Genomic DNA, 15,707 nt, shown 5'->3' with positions numbered 1-15,707 from the left:
CACCAGTGCTTGTTGTGGCATGGGTCACAAATGCTCTGATTGGGTATCGAAGCGGGCAAATGTGCCGGTCACGACGGATCGGACAACCGCGGAGCGCGGTCGCTCGATTCGCGAAAGACGGTTCACAGCAAACTTATTAGTGACGAAGCTCACTGACCACGTCGAACAAAATCGGGCGACGCGGACCGGTCGCGATATTGTGCGGCACCGAGAGCGGGACGCTTCCGCGCGCATACCGCGGGGCGAGCCACAGGCTTACCCGCGCCAGGATGGTGGCCAGCGCGATCCGCAACTCGTAGTCCGCGAGGGTCGCGCCGATGCAGCGCCGATGGCCGCCGCCGAACGGCGCGAACTCGAACGGCCGGTAGCGGCGGTCGACGAAGCGGGACGGGTCGAAGCGCCCCGGGTCGGTCCACACCTCGGGATCGGAGTGCAGCAATGGCACCGCTATCCCCATCGTCTCGCCCGGTGCGAGCGTGACGCCGCGCAGCGCGAACGGTTCGGTCAGCCGGCGCAGGACGATCGGTACCGGCGGGTGCAGCCGCAGGGTCTCCTGGCAGACGGCATCGAGGTAGGGCAGTGCGGCCAGCTCCGCCGGACCGGCCTCCCGACCGGCGTCGTCGAGCTCGCGCCGCAGGCGGGCCAGTGCCTCGGGTGCGCGGTGCAACCGGAACAGTGCCCAGACCAGGGAGGTCGCGGTGGTCTCGTGCCCGGCAACCAGCAAGGTGCGTATCTGCTCGCACAACTCGTCATCGGCGTCGTCGGGATAAGCGGACAGCAACATGTCGAGTACGTCGGCGGATGGTGTGGCGGGATGCTGACGCCGGTGTGCGATGTCGACTCGGATCAACCGATCCAGTCGCTCCCGTGCGGCGCGGAACCGATCCCACGGCCCGTGCCCGTGCAGTCCGCGGCGCAGCGTGGGCAACAGCAGTAACGGCCCGGAGAACGCGGTGATGAAGTCCGTCACCGCGGTGGTGTACTCCGCTTGCCGCCGCGGGTCGCGTGCACCGAACACCACCGTCGTGATCACCCGGAGCGTGAGGGCTCGCGCCGCCGCCCGCGCATCGATACGCGTACCCGCCGCCCACTTCTGACCGCTCTCTCCGGCCAGCTCCCGTACGGTGGCTTCCTGGATCAACGCGCCGTACTCCCGTATCCGGGCACTGTGAAAGGCGGGGGTGAGCAGGGCGCGGTCGCGGCGATGGCGCTCGCCCGAAGCCAGGATCAGCGACGCGGCGCCGACCATCGGTTCGATCGGATTCGGACGCGGCGGCTCGGAGAACATCACCGGCGAGCGGAACAACTCGCGGGCGCCGGCGGCCGTCCCGGTGAACAGCACCGCGCCGAAGCCGGGAAATCGAACGTAGAACGGGTCGCCTTCCCGCGCCCTGCGCCAGCGGAAGTACCGATCGAAATCGCTGCCCGCGGCCAGGGCGTGCAGCACGGTCGCGCGCGGCACACGCGGTCCCGCCCGGCAGGCACCCGCCTCGGTTCGTGGTGTGCTCACGTCCATACCGAGAAACACGAGGCCGCGACCGGAGCGGTTCGAAGCTAGCCCGCGGCCTGCTTGTGCTTGCGCACCGTGCCCTGCGCCGTCGCCGCCAGCCGCGCCAGCCTGGCGTCGCCGAGCGCGGTCACCATGCTGCCGAGCCCGTTGGTGACGAACGCGATCGACATGCGGAGATCCGGATCGGCGTACGCGCCGGACCCGCCGACGCCGTAATGGCCGAACGCGTGCCTCGGCTGCTGCTTGGACATCAGTACCGGGCGGTGGTAACCGAGTGTGAAATGAATCGGCACACCGAGTACGTAGTCCCGGCTCTGGGTGGGCTGCACCTGCCCGATCGTCTCGATCGTCCGCGGATCCAGGAACCGCACGGTCTGCTCGGCGCCGACCCCGGGCGGCTTCCGGTCCGCATTGGCTGCGTAGACCACGCCGCCGTTGGCCAACGCGCCGTACATACGCGCCAGTGCGCGCGCGGAGAACACGCCATTCCAGCCCGGCATCACCGCGTCGTGCACCCGGGGGTCGTGGACCAGTTCGTCGAAGCTTTCCGGCATGCCCGCCTCGGCCAGGCCGCGCACCGGCCGCACCCAGGACAGTACGGAGGAGGCGGTGTTCCAGCGGATTCCCGGCGGTCCGAGGTGGCGGTAGATCTTGGCGATCCGGTGCCGTTCGGATTCCGGGACGCGGAACCAGTACTCGTCCATGCCGAGCGGCTCGGCGATCTCGGTGCGCAACACCTCGGTGAACGGTGTGCCCGTCGCCCGTTGCACGAGTTCGGCGACCAGCCAGCCGAAGGTGATCGCGTGATAGCCGGAGGTACGGATGCGCCGGGGGTCCGCCGGACTCTCGGCCAGGGCGCGGACCACGGCGTCGTAGTGCAGGATGCCTTCGCGGCCGGGAACCAGGCCGCGCACCCGGTGCAAGCCGGCGCGGTGGCAGAGCACGTCACGGACGGTGATGTCGTCTTTACCGTGCGCGGCGAACTCCGGCCAGTACTCGGCCATCGAAATGTCGTAGTCGATCAGACCCCGTTCGGCCAGGCGGTGGACGACCGTCGAGGCCACGCCCTTACCCGTGGAGAAGGTCAGCGCGACGGTATCGCCGTTCCAGCGCCGCTCCTTGTCCGCCCAGCCTGCCCAGATATCGACCACCGGCTTGCCGTCGAGGTAGACCGCGAGCGCCCCGCCACCGCGCGCAGGCTGAGCGAACAGGCCGAAGAACTGATCTGCCAGCCGGATGAAACGCGGATCGACCAGCATTTCATGCGGTGCAGCCAGCTTTCCGCTGGCCGAATCGGCGGGTTCGAAGTCGTCCGCCGCCATTGCCGAAACCATGGGGTCACCTCCTGACCGCCGTTAGCCGGGCTGGTCAACCAGGGTAACCCGTTCCATGGGTGCGCCAGAGCCCAAAAGGCGTGGCGAGGCACGCGTCGCCGCTGTCGGCATTCCACGCGAAGGCCGCCGCGCCCAGACAGACGACCGTTTGTTCGGCGGTCTCCACCCCCGCTCGCGACCCTTCCAACGCGATCGAGATCGCGAACGTCCGCATGCCCGGTTCCGTGGTCGAGGTCATGGCGACGGCGTCCGGGCCGAGACCGAGCGCGACGGGGACCCCGCCCGCGCCCTCGCTCGCACCGACGCCTCCCGCAGCGCCGATCCCGATGGCCGTCGCGCCCGAGGTCGCGTTGGCGTAGCCGACACCGTCGATCCCGGTGGCACGGGCCTGGCCGTAGCTATCGGTCGCCGCGCGGCAGGCCGTCTCCCCATCGATGAGGGTGACATCGGTTCCGTGCTCGGATCGGCAGTGCACATCGGTGGCGGCAGCCATACCCGGAACGAAGAGGGAGCCTCCGATCGCGGCGGTCGAACACGCGATTGCGCTGATCAGCTTCACCGGGGACTCCTCTCGCACCAGAAAACCCACCATACCCAGAGCTCTTGGCGGCGGTTCGTTTCCGGCTCCGGCTCGACGTGCGCTCGGTCGATGGTGTATTCATGGCGTGGTATTTCAAGCGCAGCATGGCAACTTCGGATCACGGGGGCGTGAGTTCGCCGGCGTTACAGCTCGGGAGGACTGTACGTGTCTCGTCAACTGACCTGGGGTCGTCTCGCTTTCGCCGGATTGGCCGTCGCGGCCGGATTGTCGCTGGTCGGTTGCACTTCCACGATCAGCGGTACCGCCCAGCCTGCCGTGGACGGGACGATCGACGCGGTGTCGGTGACCAACACGCCGAAGCCGTCCTCGGGCAGGCCGACGCCGAGCACCAGCAAGCCGACGCCGAGCAAGCCGAGCGGAAACACCGATTTCGACGCGAGCATCGGCGACTGCGTGAAGCTCGGCGGCACCACCACCAACGCCACCATCGAGAAGGCGTCGTGCGGCAGCCGCGAGTCGAACTACAAGGTGATCGCGAAGGCGGCGAAGAGCTCGCAGTGCAGCAGCGACGCCGACAACTACTACGCCGAGACCGTCAACGGCATCGAGCAGGGCGCGCTGTGCCTGGATATCGACTGGGTGGTCGGCGGCTGCATGGACGTCGGCGGTGACGACCCCAAGCGCATCGACTGCACCGGTTCCTCCCCGGTGAAGGGCGTCAAGGTGGTCAAGCGCGTGGACAGCGCCGATGACGTGAACGTCTGCGGCAGCGGCACCGGATACGTCTACGACAAGCGCCGTTTCGTCATCTGCGTCCAGGAACTCTGACCCGGACTTCCCAACGCCTGCCTGCCACTAGGTTGGGGTAGGTGAGCACCACCGAGCTACCGCGGCTGCGGTCGGGCACCGGTCGTTGGATCCTGCTGGCCACCATCCTCGGATCGTCGGTCGCCTCGCTCGACGCGACGGTCGTCAACATCGCGCTGCCGCGGATCGGGGAATCGCTGGACACGGACGTCGCCGGGCTGCAATGGACGTTGAACGGCTACACCCTGACCCTCGCGTCGTTCATCCTGCTCGGCGGGTCGCTCGGCGACAAGCTCGGCCGTCGCCGGGTGTTCGTCTGGGGCACCGTGGCTTTCGCGGTCGCCTCGGTGCTGTGCGGCGTCGCGACGACCATCGAGTTGCTGGTCGCGGCCCGGATCCTGCAGGGCGTCGCGGGCGCGATGCTCACACCGGGCAGCCTGGCTCTGATCTCCTCGTCCATCGATCGCCGAGATCAAGGCGCGGCGATCGGCCTGTGGTCCGGCTTCGGCGGTGTGGCGGGCGCGCTCGGCCCGTTCCTCGGCGGCTGGCTCATCGACATCGCGGGCTGGCGCTCCATCTTCTTCCTCAACGTTCCGCTGACCCTCGTCGTCGTGCTGGTCGCGTTGCGGCATGTGCCAGAGAGCCACGATCCCGACGCCGCCCCCGAACTCGACGTGCCCGGCGCATTGGTGGTGGCGCTGGCGCTCGGTGCGCTGACCCTCGGACTGATCGACAAGATGCCCGTCCTCGTCGTGGCAGGCGTCGCGCTGCTGCTGGCGTTCGTCGTGATCGAACTGCGTAGCGACCACCCGCTGGTGCCGCCCTCGCTGTTCCGCTCGCGGGTGTTCACCGCGGCGAACCTCGTGACGCTCGCGGTCTACGCCGCCCTCGGTGGCGTGTTCTTCCTGTTGGTGCTGGAACTGCAACTGGTGGCGGGGTACTCGCCGCTGATGTCCGGCGTCGCGACCGTGCCGATCACGTTGATCATGCTGGCGCTGTCGGCTCCCGCCGGGCGCTGGGCGCAGCGGCACGGACCGCGCATCCCGATGACCACGGGACCGCTGCTGGCGGCGGCGGGCCTGGTGCTGTTGCAGCGCATCGGGCCCGACACCACCTATCTCACCGATGTACTGCCCGGTGTTCTCGTCTTCGGGCTGGGGCTCGCCGCGCTGGTCGCGCCGCTCACCGGTGCGGTGCTCGGCGCGGTGCCAGCGAGCGAGGCGGGCATCGCCTCGGGCGTGAACAACGCCGTGGCGCGCACCGCGCAACTGCTCGCGGTGGCGGCGCTGCCCGGACTCGCGGGCATTTCGGGCGCGCTGGGTGATCCGGCCGCCTTCGACCAGGGCTTCGCCACCGCGATGTGGCTGAGCGCCGGGCTGTTGGTGACCGGCGCGGTGCTCGCCGCCGTATTGCTGCGTCCCGAGCGGCACGCACCCACGCTGGACAGCGTCGACTGCATGCCGCAGTGCGCGGTCGCGGGTCCGGCGGTGGCGCCCAGCGAAAAATGAGCGGCCCGAACGCGTCGCTCGCGTTCGGGCCGCTCGTCGGGATTCGCCGGCGATCAGATCGGGATGTAACCCGCCCCGACACCGCCGCGTCCGTTGATGTCGGCCATGATCGCGCTCATGTTGGTCCCGACCTCAGGACCGAAGCAGGCGATGGCCAGGTAAGCGTTCACCATGCCGACCAGCGTCGTACCGACGACGACCGGCGCACCGGAGTCGCCTTCGACCACGCACATCTGGCTCCAGGTCTCGACGTTCGTCCGGAAGACGTCACCCCAGGCGAGACCACAGGTGTTGCCGGTCGTGCGCCCTTCCTTGCAGACGATCTGCGGGAAGCTGGCAGGCGCGCCGACTCCGGTGATAGTGACGTTGCCGACCCGGTTCACCGGGGTGATCTTGCCCGGATCGAACTGGATGACGGCGTAGTCGAGATCGTGGTTGGAGTAGGCGAACCGGCCGATCACGCCAGAGCCCCGATCGGATTCGGCGTAGACCTGTGCGCCAGGGTCGCCGCAGTGACCTGCGGTCAGGCCGACCAGACGGCCCGCGTTGTCGTGGCCGACCGTCGTGACCGTGCACTCGAACTGGTTGTCGATGATGATGCCGGATCCACCGCCCAACACCGGCGGGCCCGGGTCGGCGTTAGCGGACCCTGCGCCCGTGCCGAGCAGCGCCGCGCCCAGGGCGACGGCGAAGGCGGCGTTGGCCACCTTGGCGAGTTTGCTGAACATGTCCCTCCAGACGTCGGAAGCCCGCACGATATCAATCTGTCGCACCCATCGTGTCAGTAATCGGTCTCGGGCGCGTCACCACTACGGGGTTGTCCCCACTGCTCGGGGCTTCAATCCTATTTCATACAACTGTGATCAAATGTATCTTACGAGCCCAATAGCGATTCGCTATCGCAATTGTGAAAATCGCGTGGTCGTTCGTGCCTCGGTGATAGTAAGGAGGCGTCGCGTTGGTCTCCGGAAACAAATCCGATTTTCGATGAGAATTATCCAAAGTAATTCGCCGAATGACCGGAAGCGATCGGGCATTCCCGCAGTTCGGCTGTAGCTTGTGCCAGAGCTCGGCTGGTCAACTTTGGTGTGGTTCCCAATGTTCCGCGCCCTAACCATTGCTTTCCGGCAACGGTGAGGAACATCTATGACTGCGATCACAAGTGGATGGTGTGTTCTGCACTACTCCGTAGTAAGGTGCGTCAAGCAAACGAGTCGCCGGGGCTACCAACCGGCGTCGAGGAGGATTAGCCAGTGCAGTCGACCGAGAGTCCACCATCAGGGTCACGGTTCAGTGGTGCGGTCGATTGGACGAGGTCTTACTGGCAAGATCATCCCAAGCGTTCGCTGGAGACCTTCGGCAGACAGATCACGATGGGCTTCGCCGCTGTCGCCGAACTGTTCGTCTCGATTTTCCGCAGGCGCTTCCCCTTCGCTGAGTTCGTCCGGCAGTGCGCGTTCATGGCCAGCGTCTCCGCGGCGCCCACGCTGCTGGTCGCCATCCCGATCGGCGTCATCGTCTCGATTCAGGTCGGCTCGGTCGCCGGGCAGGTCGGCGCCACCTCGTTCATCGGCGCGGCCAACGGCCTCGGCATCATCCAGCAGGGCGCTCCGCTGGTCACCTCGCTGATGATCGCGGGCGCCGTCGGCTCCGCGGTCTGCGCCGATCTCGGCTCGCGCACCATCCGCGAGGAGATCGACGCCATGAAGGTGATGGGCGTCGATCCGATGCGCAGGCTGGTCGCTCCGCGTCTGGGCGCGGCGATGCTGGTGAGCGTGCTGCTGTGCGGCTTCGTCGTCTTCGTCGGCTTCTTGACCGGCTACATCTTCAATATCTTCGCGCAGAACGGTACGCCGGGTTCCTACGTCGGCACCTTCTCTTCGTTCGCGGTTACCACCGATCTGCTTGTCGCTCTGGCGAAATCGCTGATTTTCGGTCTGCTGGCGGCAATCATCGCCTGCGACACCGGATTGAACACCCGGGGCGGTCCCGGCGGTGTCGCGAACTCGGTGAATTCCGCCGTGGTGAGCTCCGCCATCATGCTGTTCGGGGTGAACCTCATCATCACCCAGGTTTACAACGCACTATTCCCGTCACAGGTGGTCTGAGCCGGTGTCATCAACCTATGTACCGCCGCTGCTGCGGCCTCTCCAGGCGTTCCGGAAATCCGCGCAGGCTCCGGTCGATCTGCTCGCCAGGCTCGGCCACCAGGTGTTCTTCCTGTTGCGTTCGATCGGCTCGATCCCGCTGGCGCTGCGGCACTACCCCAAGGAAGTGTGGCGCCTGCTTTCGGATGTCACCTGGGGCAACGGCAACCTCGTCGTCGGCGGCGGCACCATCGGCGTCGTCGTCATTCTGAGTGCGTTCGGCGGCATGACCGTCGGCATCCAGGGTTACAACTCGCTGAACCTGCTCGGCCTGAGTCCGATCACGGGTGCGATCTCGGCGTTCGCGACGACTCGCGAACTCGGCCCGCTGCTCGCCACGCTGGCCTTCGCCGCTCAGGCGGGCTGCCGGTTCACCGCGCAGCTCGGCGCCATGCGCATCTCCGAGGAGATCGACGCGCTGGAGTCCATCGCCATCCGGCCGCTGCCGTATCTGATCAGCACCAGGATGTTCGCGTCGATGGTGGCCATCATCCCGCTCTATTGCCTCGGCCTCACGATGGCCTACGTCTCCTGCTCGCTGACGGTGCAGCTGATCGGCGGCACCGCCACCGGCACCTACCAGCACTACTTCTACCAGTTCCTCGTCCCGACCGACGTCATCTATTCGCTGATCAAGGCGATCCTGTTCGTCGCGATCACCACGTTCATCCAGTGCTACTACGGCTTCTTCGCCTCCGGTGGCCCCGAGGGCGTCGGCGTGGCCGCGGGCCGCGCGATCAAGATGTGCATCATCGCGGTCGTTTTCGCGAACCTGTTCATGACATTGGCGATCTGGGGCGTCAACCCCGGCATCCGGATCTCGGGGTAGACACCAGATGATCATCGATCCCAGTGGGCGCGGGCCCACGATGCGGCAGCTGCTCATCGCAGGCGTGTGCGGTCTGGTCGTGTTCGCGCTGGTGCTCGGCTTCCTGATGCTGCGCTACAAGGGCTACTTCCAGGAGAAGGTCAACGTCACCGCGAACCTGACCACCACGGGTGACGGTCTGCCCGAGCAGGCCGACGTCAAGTTCCGCGGCGTGCTCGTCGGCGCGGTGAAGACGGTCGACGTGGCGGCCAAGGGCGAGCTGCAGCAGGTGCGGATCGAGATGAAGCCGGAGTTCGCCGGCGACATCCCGTCCAACGTGACCGCTCGCGTGGTGCCGAGCAACCTGTTCGCCGTCACCTCCGTCGAACTCGTCTTCAACGGTCCGGCCGACCAGTACCTGCACGAGGGCTCGGTCATCGAGGAAGACCGCAGCAAGGGCACCATCGCGCTGCAGGACACGCTCACCACGGTCCGCAACATCCTCGACAAGATCGATCCGGTGCAGTTCGGCCGGGTGCTGGGCACCCTGTCGCAGGCTCTCGACGGCAGCGGCCGGATGCCCGGCTCCACCGTCGAGCGGCTGGACCGCTGGCTGCTGGCCGTCGACGAGTCGATTCCCGATCTCGGTGTGCTGCTCGGCGACTTCTCCGCGTCGTTCCACGCGCTCAACCAGTCCGCGCCCGAGCTGGTCGACGTGCTCGGCAGCTCGGTGCAGACCGCACGCACCATCGCCGACCGGCGCAGCGAGCTGGTCTCGCTGATCACCGGCACCAGCGGAACCATCGACACGGTGAACGACCTGTTCGCGCGTAACCCGAACGTGGGTATCGAGGTCACCGCGGGCACGAACGACATGTTCGGCGCCCTCGCCGCGGACCCCGACGCGATCACCAGGAGCCTGCTGAACCTCAGCGAGACCATGCGCCGGATGGACACCACGTTCACCTGGGGTCCGCAGAAGCAGCAGGTCTGGGACGCGGGCATCACGCTCACCCCGTACCGGCCCTACACCGTGGCCGACTGCCCGCGCTACGGCGAGATGGTCGGACCGAGCTGCTACACCGCCCCCGCTGTCGCCGATGTCGGCGAGCTGCCGGAGCAGCTGAAGCCGCGGGCGCTCGCCTCGGCCGCCGGGCTTCCTCCGGTGGTGCCGATGCCCGGTCTGCCGCTGATTCCCGGCGTCACCACCCCGGATCCGAACCGCGCCACCGCGGCCGCCCCGACCGGCGGCGCTCCCGCTCCGTTCGCGGGCACCCCGCTCGAGGGTCTGTTCCCCATGCTGCCCCCGGGCCTGCTCCCGCCCGCCGCGGCTCCAGCGCCCGCGCCCGCGGCTCCGGCCGCCGCGCCGGGGGGCACGCCGTCGGCGGCGCCGATCTCCTACCGGGGTGACTCGGCGATCACCGCGCTGCTCGGCCGCACGCCGACCACCGCCGAATACCTGCTGCTGAGCACGATTCTGAAGGGCGGAACCATGCAGGTGGCCGACAACGGTGCCGCACGATGAGCATTCGCAAACCGCTGATCGGATTCAGCATCTTCGCCATCGTGTCGATCCTGGTGACGGTGGTGGTGTGGAACACGCTGGCGCGCATCGTCAGCGGCGACACCTACACCTACTCCGCCACGTTCTCCGATGTGCTCGGCCTGCACGAGGGCGACGACGTCCGCATGGCGGGCGTTCGGGTCGGCAAGGTCGAGAAGATCGAGCTCGGCCGCGACGGGAATCTGAAGAAGTCGGTCGCCAAGGTCACCTTCGTGGTGCAGCGCGACCAGACGATCTACAACGACACCAAAGCGCTGGTCCGCTACCAGAATCTGATCGGTCAGCGGTACGTGGCGCTGGCCCCCGGCAAGGGGTCGAACCCCGCGCCGCTGAAGAACAACGGTTCCATCCCGATCGACCGCACCGAGCCGTCGTTCGACGTGTCGGGTCTGCTGAACGGGTTCCAGCCGCTGTTCCAGGTGTTGCAGCCCGAACAGGTCAACCGGCTGTCGGAAACCTTCATCCAGGCATTGCAAGGTGACGGCGTCTCGCTGAGCGCGTTCATCGTCCAGGCCGCCCAGCTGGCCACCGACTTCCAGCGCAGGGACGCGATCCTGTCCGATGTGATCACCAACCTGTCGGGCGTGATGTCCGGGTTGGCGAAACGAGGTGATGAATTGGAGACCCTGGTGACCCAGACCCGGGCCTTGATCGGCGGGCTGTACGAACAGGGACAGTCGTTGCTCGCCTCGACCGAGCAGATCGCGAGCGCGACCACATCGGTGGTCGGCATGCTCGACCGGGTCCAGCCGAGTCTGCGCACGGCGCAGAACTCCACCAGCGCGGCGCTGACGCTACTGCTGGACAACGGCGCCAAGCTCGACCAAGCCGCGATCGACCTGCCGAACGTCCTGTCGGCGGCGGGCAGGCACACCTCGGAGGGCGGCTACGCCAACGCCTACCTGTGCGGCCTGGACGTGTCGCTCTACGGCGTCCTGTTCCCCCGCGGCCTGTTCTCCCAGATCGGTGGCACCTCGCACTCGGCGGTGTGCCGCCCATGATGACGAAGCTCAGGTCCAGGTTCGAGAGCAACCGGTACTTCTGGTTGGGCATCATCGGCGGCGCCCTCATCGTGGTGCTGCTGCTGGTGTCCAGCGTCTACAAGCTGATCGGCGTCGGCGAGCAGTCGATCAAGGCCGAGTTCGTGCAGGCCGCGGGCATCAGGGTCGGCGACAAGGTGAACATCGCCGGGGTGTCCTCGGGCCGGGTGGTCGGCGCCGAACTAGAGGGCAGTCACGTGCTGCTCACGCTGAGCGTCAGCGACGACGTGAAACTCGGCCCCGACGCGCGTGCCTCGATCAAGATGGCCACGCTGCTCGGCGCCAGGTACGTCGACCTCGAGCCGGGCGACGGCTCGGGTCTGAAGGGCAAGCGGATCCCGGTGTCCAACACCACGGTTCCGTACAACCTGGCCGACGTGGTGCAGGTCGGCACCCCGAAGTTCGAGGCGCTCGACACCAAGAAGCTGGCCGATTCGCTGAACCTGATCAACGAGCAGATGAACGGCTCGCCCCAGCTCACCGCCCAGGCGCTGGACAGCGTCGGCGCGCTGGCCAAGGTCATCGACAGCCGCAAGACCGAAGTGGACGCCCTGCTCAAGGATCTGGATCGGGTCACAAGGATCCTCGCCGACAACCGCAACAGCATCCTGCTGGTGATCACCCAGGGCGAGGCCATCGCCAACCGGGTGATGGAGCGCCAGGCGCTGCTGCGCCAACTGCTGGACAACGTCGCGGCGCTGACCAAGCAGCTGGAGGCGATCGGAGCGGAGAACAACGATCAGCTCGGCCCGACCATCCAGCAGCTGAACACCATGGCCGAGGGCCTGCAGAAGAACAAGGACAACCTGGATCGGATGCTGTCGCTCATGCCGCCGACCCTGCGCTACCTCGCCAACTCCTGGGGTGGCAGCGGTCCGTACGGCGATGTCGGCCTGCCGTGGCTTTTCCCGGACAACTGGTTGTGCTTCGCCCAAGTTATCGAGGGGTGCCAGGGATGAAATTCCGCACGGGCTTTCCGCTGAGGACCGTCGCGAAGACGCTCCTGATCAGCGCCGCCGCGCTGACGGTCGGCAGCTGCTCGCTGTTGCCGAGTTCGGTGAACGACGCGTTGGGCAACACCCTGCGGATCACCGCCGACTTCGACAACATCGCGGGCATCTACGAAGGCAACCCGATCACGGTGCTCGGGCTCGACGTGGGCAAGGTCGACAAGATCGTGCCCAAGGGCACGCTGATCGAGGTGCACATGTCCCTCGACAAGGACGTGAAGATCCCGCAGGACGCGATGGCCGCGATCATCTCGCCGTCCATCGTGACCGACCGGCACATCGAACTCACCCCCGTGTACACCGGCGGTGCGACCTTGTCCGACGGTTCGCACCTGCCCAAGGCCCGCACCAAGACCCCGGTCGAGCTGGACACGATGATCAAGACCATCGATCAGTTCGCCGCCGCGTTGAAGCCGGAGCCGGGCCAGGAGGGCATCGGCCCGTTGTCGGGCCGGGTGCTCTACCCGATGCTCAACGGCAACGGCGAGAAGATCCGCGACACCCTCAACGCGCTGTCCAGCGCGCTGAAGGTCGGTGTGGACAACAAGGACGCGATCTCCAGCATCATCATCAAGCTGAACGACCTCACCACCATGCTGGCCGACAACGATCAGTCGGTGCGCGATTTCAGCAACCGGGTGACCCAGATGACCGGCCTGCTCGCCGAACAGGCTCCCGGCTTGCAGGCCACACTCGACCAGTTGCTCGCCTTCCTGCAGAACACGAGCACCACGCTGACGCAGTACCAGGACCAGTTGCAGGGCACGATGACCGGCCTGACCAACGTGACCCAGCAGCTGCGCGACAACGCTCGCGGCCTCACCGAGGTCGCCGACCTGGCGCCGATGGTCATGCAGAACGTCGACAACATCATCAACCGCGAGCACCAGTACGTCCGGTTGCACGCGGTGATCGGCACCGCGCTGTCGGGTGAGATCGTCAGCCTGTTCTGCGAACGCATCCAGATGAAGGCCGATGGCTGCCGCACCGGGAACATGCAGGACTTCGGCCCCGACTACGGGCTCACCGCCGCACTGCTCGGACTGACGAAATGACGTACCGAATGACGATCAAGGCACGCAGGGCACTGGTCGCCGTCGCCGCGGTGGCCGGTGTGGCGGTCACCTCCGGCTGCGGGCTCACCGTGGAGAAGCTGCCGCTGCCGAAACCGGGCCAGGGCGGGGAGACCTACACCATCCACGCGGTCTTCGAGAACGCGCTGAACCTGCCCGACCAGGCGAAGGTGAAGATCGGCGGTTCGGACGTCGGCGTGGTCACCGACATCAAGACCAAGAACTTCCAGGCCATCGTGGACCTGACCATCCGCAAGGACATCGAGTTGCCCAAGGGCAGCACGGCGGAACTGCGTCAGGCCACCCCGCTCGGTGACGTGTTCGTCGCGGTGTCCAAGCCCAAGACCGAGCCCGGCGCGGCAATGCTGCACGACGGCGACACGCTCACCATCGACAGCACCTCGGCGGGCGCGACCGTCGAGCAGTTGCTCATCTCGGTCTCCATGCTGTTCAACGGCGGCGGCATCGCCAGCCTCTCCAAGCTCGGCTCGGAGCTGGACTCCATCGTCGGCGGGCGTGGCGAGCAGCTCGCCCATCTGATCACCGAGATGACCGGAGTGGTCGGCAGTTTGAACGCCAACTCCGCCCGGGTGGACAGCGTGCTCGGCGAGTTCAGCACCCTCGCCAACACCATCGAGGGGCGGCGCTCGGAGCTCGGCGAGGTGGCCGACACGTTGCCGCAGATGATCGGCGCGATCGCCGAGAACAACCGGGCCCTCGGCGATCTGCTCACCAAGCTGTCCACCACCAGCGCCGCGCTGGGCGACTACGCGAACACCTCGACCGAGAACCTGAACGGACTGCTGCAGAACACCCATCAGCTGATGGACGCGATCGCCAAGACCGGTGACGGCTTCGGCGTCCTGCTGGATCGGCTGCGTGTAATTCGGCCGAAGGTGGACGCGACCTTCCGCGGCAGCAGTTTCGCGGTGTACGCGACCGCGACCAACCTGGACATCAGCGCGCTCACCGATCCGCAGCACGGCAAGCTCCAGGATCTCAACGACTTGCAGGACTTCGCGGGCAGCCTGATCCAGGTGCTCCAACTCGTTCAGGGTCGAGTGGCGGGAGGCCAGCGATGACCTCCGTGCGCAAAGTGTTCGGAAGCAAGATCTTCCTGTCGAACCTGGGTCTGGTGCTCGTGCTGCTGGTCGGCGCCGCCTACCTGATGGTGAACGTGATGCGGGTGAACCCGCTGCGGTCCGACTACACGGTCACGGTGAATCTGGACCGTTCCGGTGGTCTGCAGCCGGGCAACGACGTGACGTTGCGCGGCTGGCGCATCGGCAAGGTGACCTCGATCCAGCTGACCGATCGCGGCCAGTCCATCGCCGCCACCGCGCAGATCGAGTCGAAGTACAAGATCCCGGTGGACACCCAGATCGCGGTGCAAGCGCTGTCCGGTGCGGGTGAGCAGTACATCGACTTCCGGCCGAACGCCGAGCAGGGGCCCTATCTGGCCAACGGCGCGGTGATCAAGTTCGATCCGGACAAGATCCACACGCCCACGCCGGTGTGGTCGGTGTTGGACAACTCCAGCGCCCTGATCGCGCAGATCGACCCGGATCACTTCCAGGTCATCCTGAACGAGCTGGACATCGCGCTGAGCGGAGGCCCGGATCAGCTGCGCGGGCTGGTCAACGGCATCAGCTTGGCGATGGCGGGCCTGGATTCGCTGCTGCCGCAGACCACGAATCTGATCACCAACCTGCGCACGATCGCGAACACCACGTCCATGGCGCAGCCCGATCTGGCCACGCTGACCAGCAACTCCGGCGTGCTGTTCGAGCAGTTCAACAAGGCGAACGCGGAACTGCAACGGGTGCTGGAGACGGCGCCGGGCCAGCTCACCAGCCTGGGCGCGGTGGTGGACAAGACGGCCGATCCGATCACCAGCCTGGCGACCAACTTCCAGGCGATCACGAAGGCGGCGCAGCTGCGACTGCCCGCGCTGCGCGCGCTGTTCCCCTCGCTCGCGCTCGGTGGCGAAGCGCTCGGCATTCCGGCGCACGACGGCGAGTTCCACGCGATGATCGACATCTGGCCGCGGCCGTTCTGCACCTACAACACTCCCAAGATCCGCAACGAGGTCGTGCAGGACGGCACGATCCCGAAGTGGAACTACTGTGAGAACCCGCCGCCGGGTCAGCAGATCCGCGGCGCCGCCAACGCGCCGCGGCCCGACGTGCCCGACAACGGCGCGCACATGCCGCCGGGTGTGGATCCCAACGAGCGGACGCTGCCTCCGGTGCGGTGAGTCGTACCCGGCCCGGCGGTCGTCCCGCCGGGCGGGCATACTCGCCGGTGGAACCCGTAAGGTTCGCTGTCGCGGGCCGCTGAAGCCAATCGGTGCGCACCGACGCGC

General features: G+C 67.0%; 14 protein-coding genes. 10 read left to right on the top strand and 4 right to left on the bottom strand.

Features of this window, described 5'->3' with window-relative positions:
- Positions 1-136 precede the first annotated feature (136 nt).
- The 3 genes from ACL03I_RS22775 to ACL03I_RS22765 all read right to left on the bottom strand — a co-directional run bounded on the left by ACL03I_RS22775 (position 137) and on the right by ACL03I_RS22765 (position 3,403).
- Positions 137-1,510, bottom strand: coding sequence for a cytochrome P450 (locus ACL03I_RS22775; RefSeq protein WP_412806909.1), 1,374 nt, complete (start codon positions 1,508-1,510; stop codon positions 137-139).
- A gap of 44 nt (positions 1,511-1,554) precedes the next feature.
- On the bottom strand, positions 1,555-2,769 hold the full coding sequence (locus ACL03I_RS22770; protein ID WP_412806917.1) for a serine hydrolase domain-containing protein: 1,215 nt from the start codon (positions 2,767-2,769) through the stop codon (positions 1,555-1,557).
- Positions 2,770-2,878: 109 nt separating this feature from the next.
- Positions 2,879-3,403: a DUF6764 family protein gene (locus tag ACL03I_RS22765; RefSeq protein WP_355078854.1), complete on the bottom strand. Its 525-nt coding sequence runs from the start codon at positions 3,401-3,403 to the stop codon at positions 2,879-2,881.
- 186 nt (positions 3,404-3,589) lie between these two features.
- Here ACL03I_RS22765 and lppU point away from each other — a divergent pair, with 186 nt between their 5' ends.
- Together lppU and ACL03I_RS22755 are read left to right on the top strand one after the other, a co-directional pair.
- The gene (gene lppU / locus ACL03I_RS22760; RefSeq protein WP_356963201.1) at positions 3,590-4,213 is read left to right on the top strand and encodes an LppU family putative lipoprotein; all 624 of its coding nucleotides are present in this window, start codon (positions 3,590-3,592) and stop codon (positions 4,211-4,213) included.
- 41 nt (positions 4,214-4,254) lie between these two features.
- Positions 4,255-5,700 carry an MFS transporter gene (locus tag ACL03I_RS22755; RefSeq protein WP_355078856.1) on the top strand — a complete coding sequence of 482 codons (1,446 nt, stop codon included), beginning with the start codon at positions 4,255-4,257 and terminating at the stop codon, positions 5,698-5,700.
- Between the two features lie 53 nt (positions 5,701-5,753).
- On the opposite strand, the gene ACL03I_RS22750 is transcribed toward ACL03I_RS22755, so the two are convergent.
- A complete protein-coding gene (locus ACL03I_RS22750; protein WP_355078857.1) occupies positions 5,754-6,428 on the bottom strand; it encodes a S1 family peptidase in 675 nt (224 codons plus the stop codon).
- Positions 6,429-6,953: 525 nt separating this feature from the next.
- Between ACL03I_RS22750 and ACL03I_RS22745 the strand changes: the two genes are divergently transcribed.
- Genes ACL03I_RS22745 through ACL03I_RS22710 form a run of 8 tightly spaced genes read left to right on the top strand, consistent with a single transcriptional unit; the run spans position 6,954 to position 15,599 of the window.
- Complete coding sequence (locus tag ACL03I_RS22745) at positions 6,954-7,808, top strand: MlaE family ABC transporter permease (protein WP_355078858.1); 855 nt, start codon at positions 6,954-6,956, stop codon at positions 7,806-7,808.
- A 4-nt stretch (positions 7,809-7,812) separates the two neighbouring features.
- Entirely contained in the window at positions 7,813-8,676 is an 864-nt protein-coding gene (locus tag ACL03I_RS22740; protein ID WP_355078859.1) for an ABC transporter permease, read from the top strand.
- 7 nt (positions 8,677-8,683) lie between these two features.
- The gene (locus ACL03I_RS22735; RefSeq protein WP_355078860.1) at positions 8,684-10,180 is read left to right on the top strand and encodes an MlaD family protein; all 1,497 of its coding nucleotides are present in this window, start codon (positions 8,684-8,686) and stop codon (positions 10,178-10,180) included.
- Positions 10,177-11,220 carry an MCE family protein gene (locus ACL03I_RS22730; protein ID WP_355078861.1) on the top strand — a complete coding sequence of 348 codons (1,044 nt, stop codon included), beginning with the start codon at positions 10,177-10,179 and terminating at the stop codon, positions 11,218-11,220. Before ACL03I_RS22735 ends, ACL03I_RS22730 begins: the two co-directional genes overlap by 4 nt.
- On the top strand, positions 11,217-12,218 hold the full coding sequence (locus ACL03I_RS22725) for an MCE family protein (protein WP_412806908.1): 1,002 nt from the start codon (positions 11,217-11,219) through the stop codon (positions 12,216-12,218). Before ACL03I_RS22730 ends, ACL03I_RS22725 begins: the two co-directional genes overlap by 4 nt.
- A complete protein-coding gene (locus ACL03I_RS22720) occupies positions 12,215-13,324 on the top strand; it encodes an MlaD family protein (RefSeq protein ID WP_355078862.1) in 1,110 nt (369 codons plus the stop codon). Before ACL03I_RS22725 ends, ACL03I_RS22720 begins: the two co-directional genes overlap by 4 nt.
- A gap of 8 nt (positions 13,325-13,332) precedes the next feature.
- Positions 13,333-14,424: an MlaD family protein gene (locus tag ACL03I_RS22715; RefSeq protein WP_364434286.1), complete on the top strand. Its 1,092-nt coding sequence runs from the start codon at positions 13,333-13,335 to the stop codon at positions 14,422-14,424.
- Positions 14,421-15,599: an MlaD family protein gene (locus ACL03I_RS22710; protein ID WP_355078864.1), complete on the top strand. Its 1,179-nt coding sequence runs from the start codon at positions 14,421-14,423 to the stop codon at positions 15,597-15,599. Before ACL03I_RS22715 ends, ACL03I_RS22710 begins: the two co-directional genes overlap by 4 nt.
- The last annotated feature ends 108 nt before the right edge of the window (positions 15,600-15,707 follow it).

Source organism: Nocardia sichangensis (assembly GCF_047200615.1).
Lineage (GTDB): Bacteria > Actinomycetota > Actinomycetes > Mycobacteriales > Mycobacteriaceae > Nocardia > Nocardia sichangensis.
This window is presented reverse-complemented; position numbering and strand designations above follow the sequence as displayed.

Coding starts and splice junctions, on each gene's coding strand:
- ACL03I_RS22770 (WP_412806917.1), bottom strand. CDS start 2,769: ATGCTGGTCGATCCGCGTTTCATCCGGCTGGCAGATCAGTTCTTCGGC.
- ACL03I_RS22750 (WP_355078857.1), bottom strand. CDS start 6,428: ATGTTCAGCAAACTCGCCAAGGTGGCCAACGCCGCCTTCGCCGTCGCC.
- ACL03I_RS22735 (WP_355078860.1), top strand. CDS start 8,684: ATGATCATCGATCCCAGTGGGCGCGGGCCCACGATGCGGCAGCTGCTC.
- ACL03I_RS22730 (WP_355078861.1), top strand. CDS start 10,177: ATGAGCATTCGCAAACCGCTGATCGGATTCAGCATCTTCGCCATCGTG.
- ACL03I_RS22725 (WP_412806908.1), top strand. CDS start 11,217: ATGATGACGAAGCTCAGGTCCAGGTTCGAGAGCAACCGGTACTTCTGG.
- ACL03I_RS22720 (WP_355078862.1), top strand. CDS start 12,215: ATGAAATTCCGCACGGGCTTTCCGCTGAGGACCGTCGCGAAGACGCTC.
- ACL03I_RS22715 (WP_364434286.1), top strand. CDS start 13,333: ATGACGATCAAGGCACGCAGGGCACTGGTCGCCGTCGCCGCGGTGGCC.
- ACL03I_RS22710 (WP_355078864.1), top strand. CDS start 14,421: ATGACCTCCGTGCGCAAAGTGTTCGGAAGCAAGATCTTCCTGTCGAAC.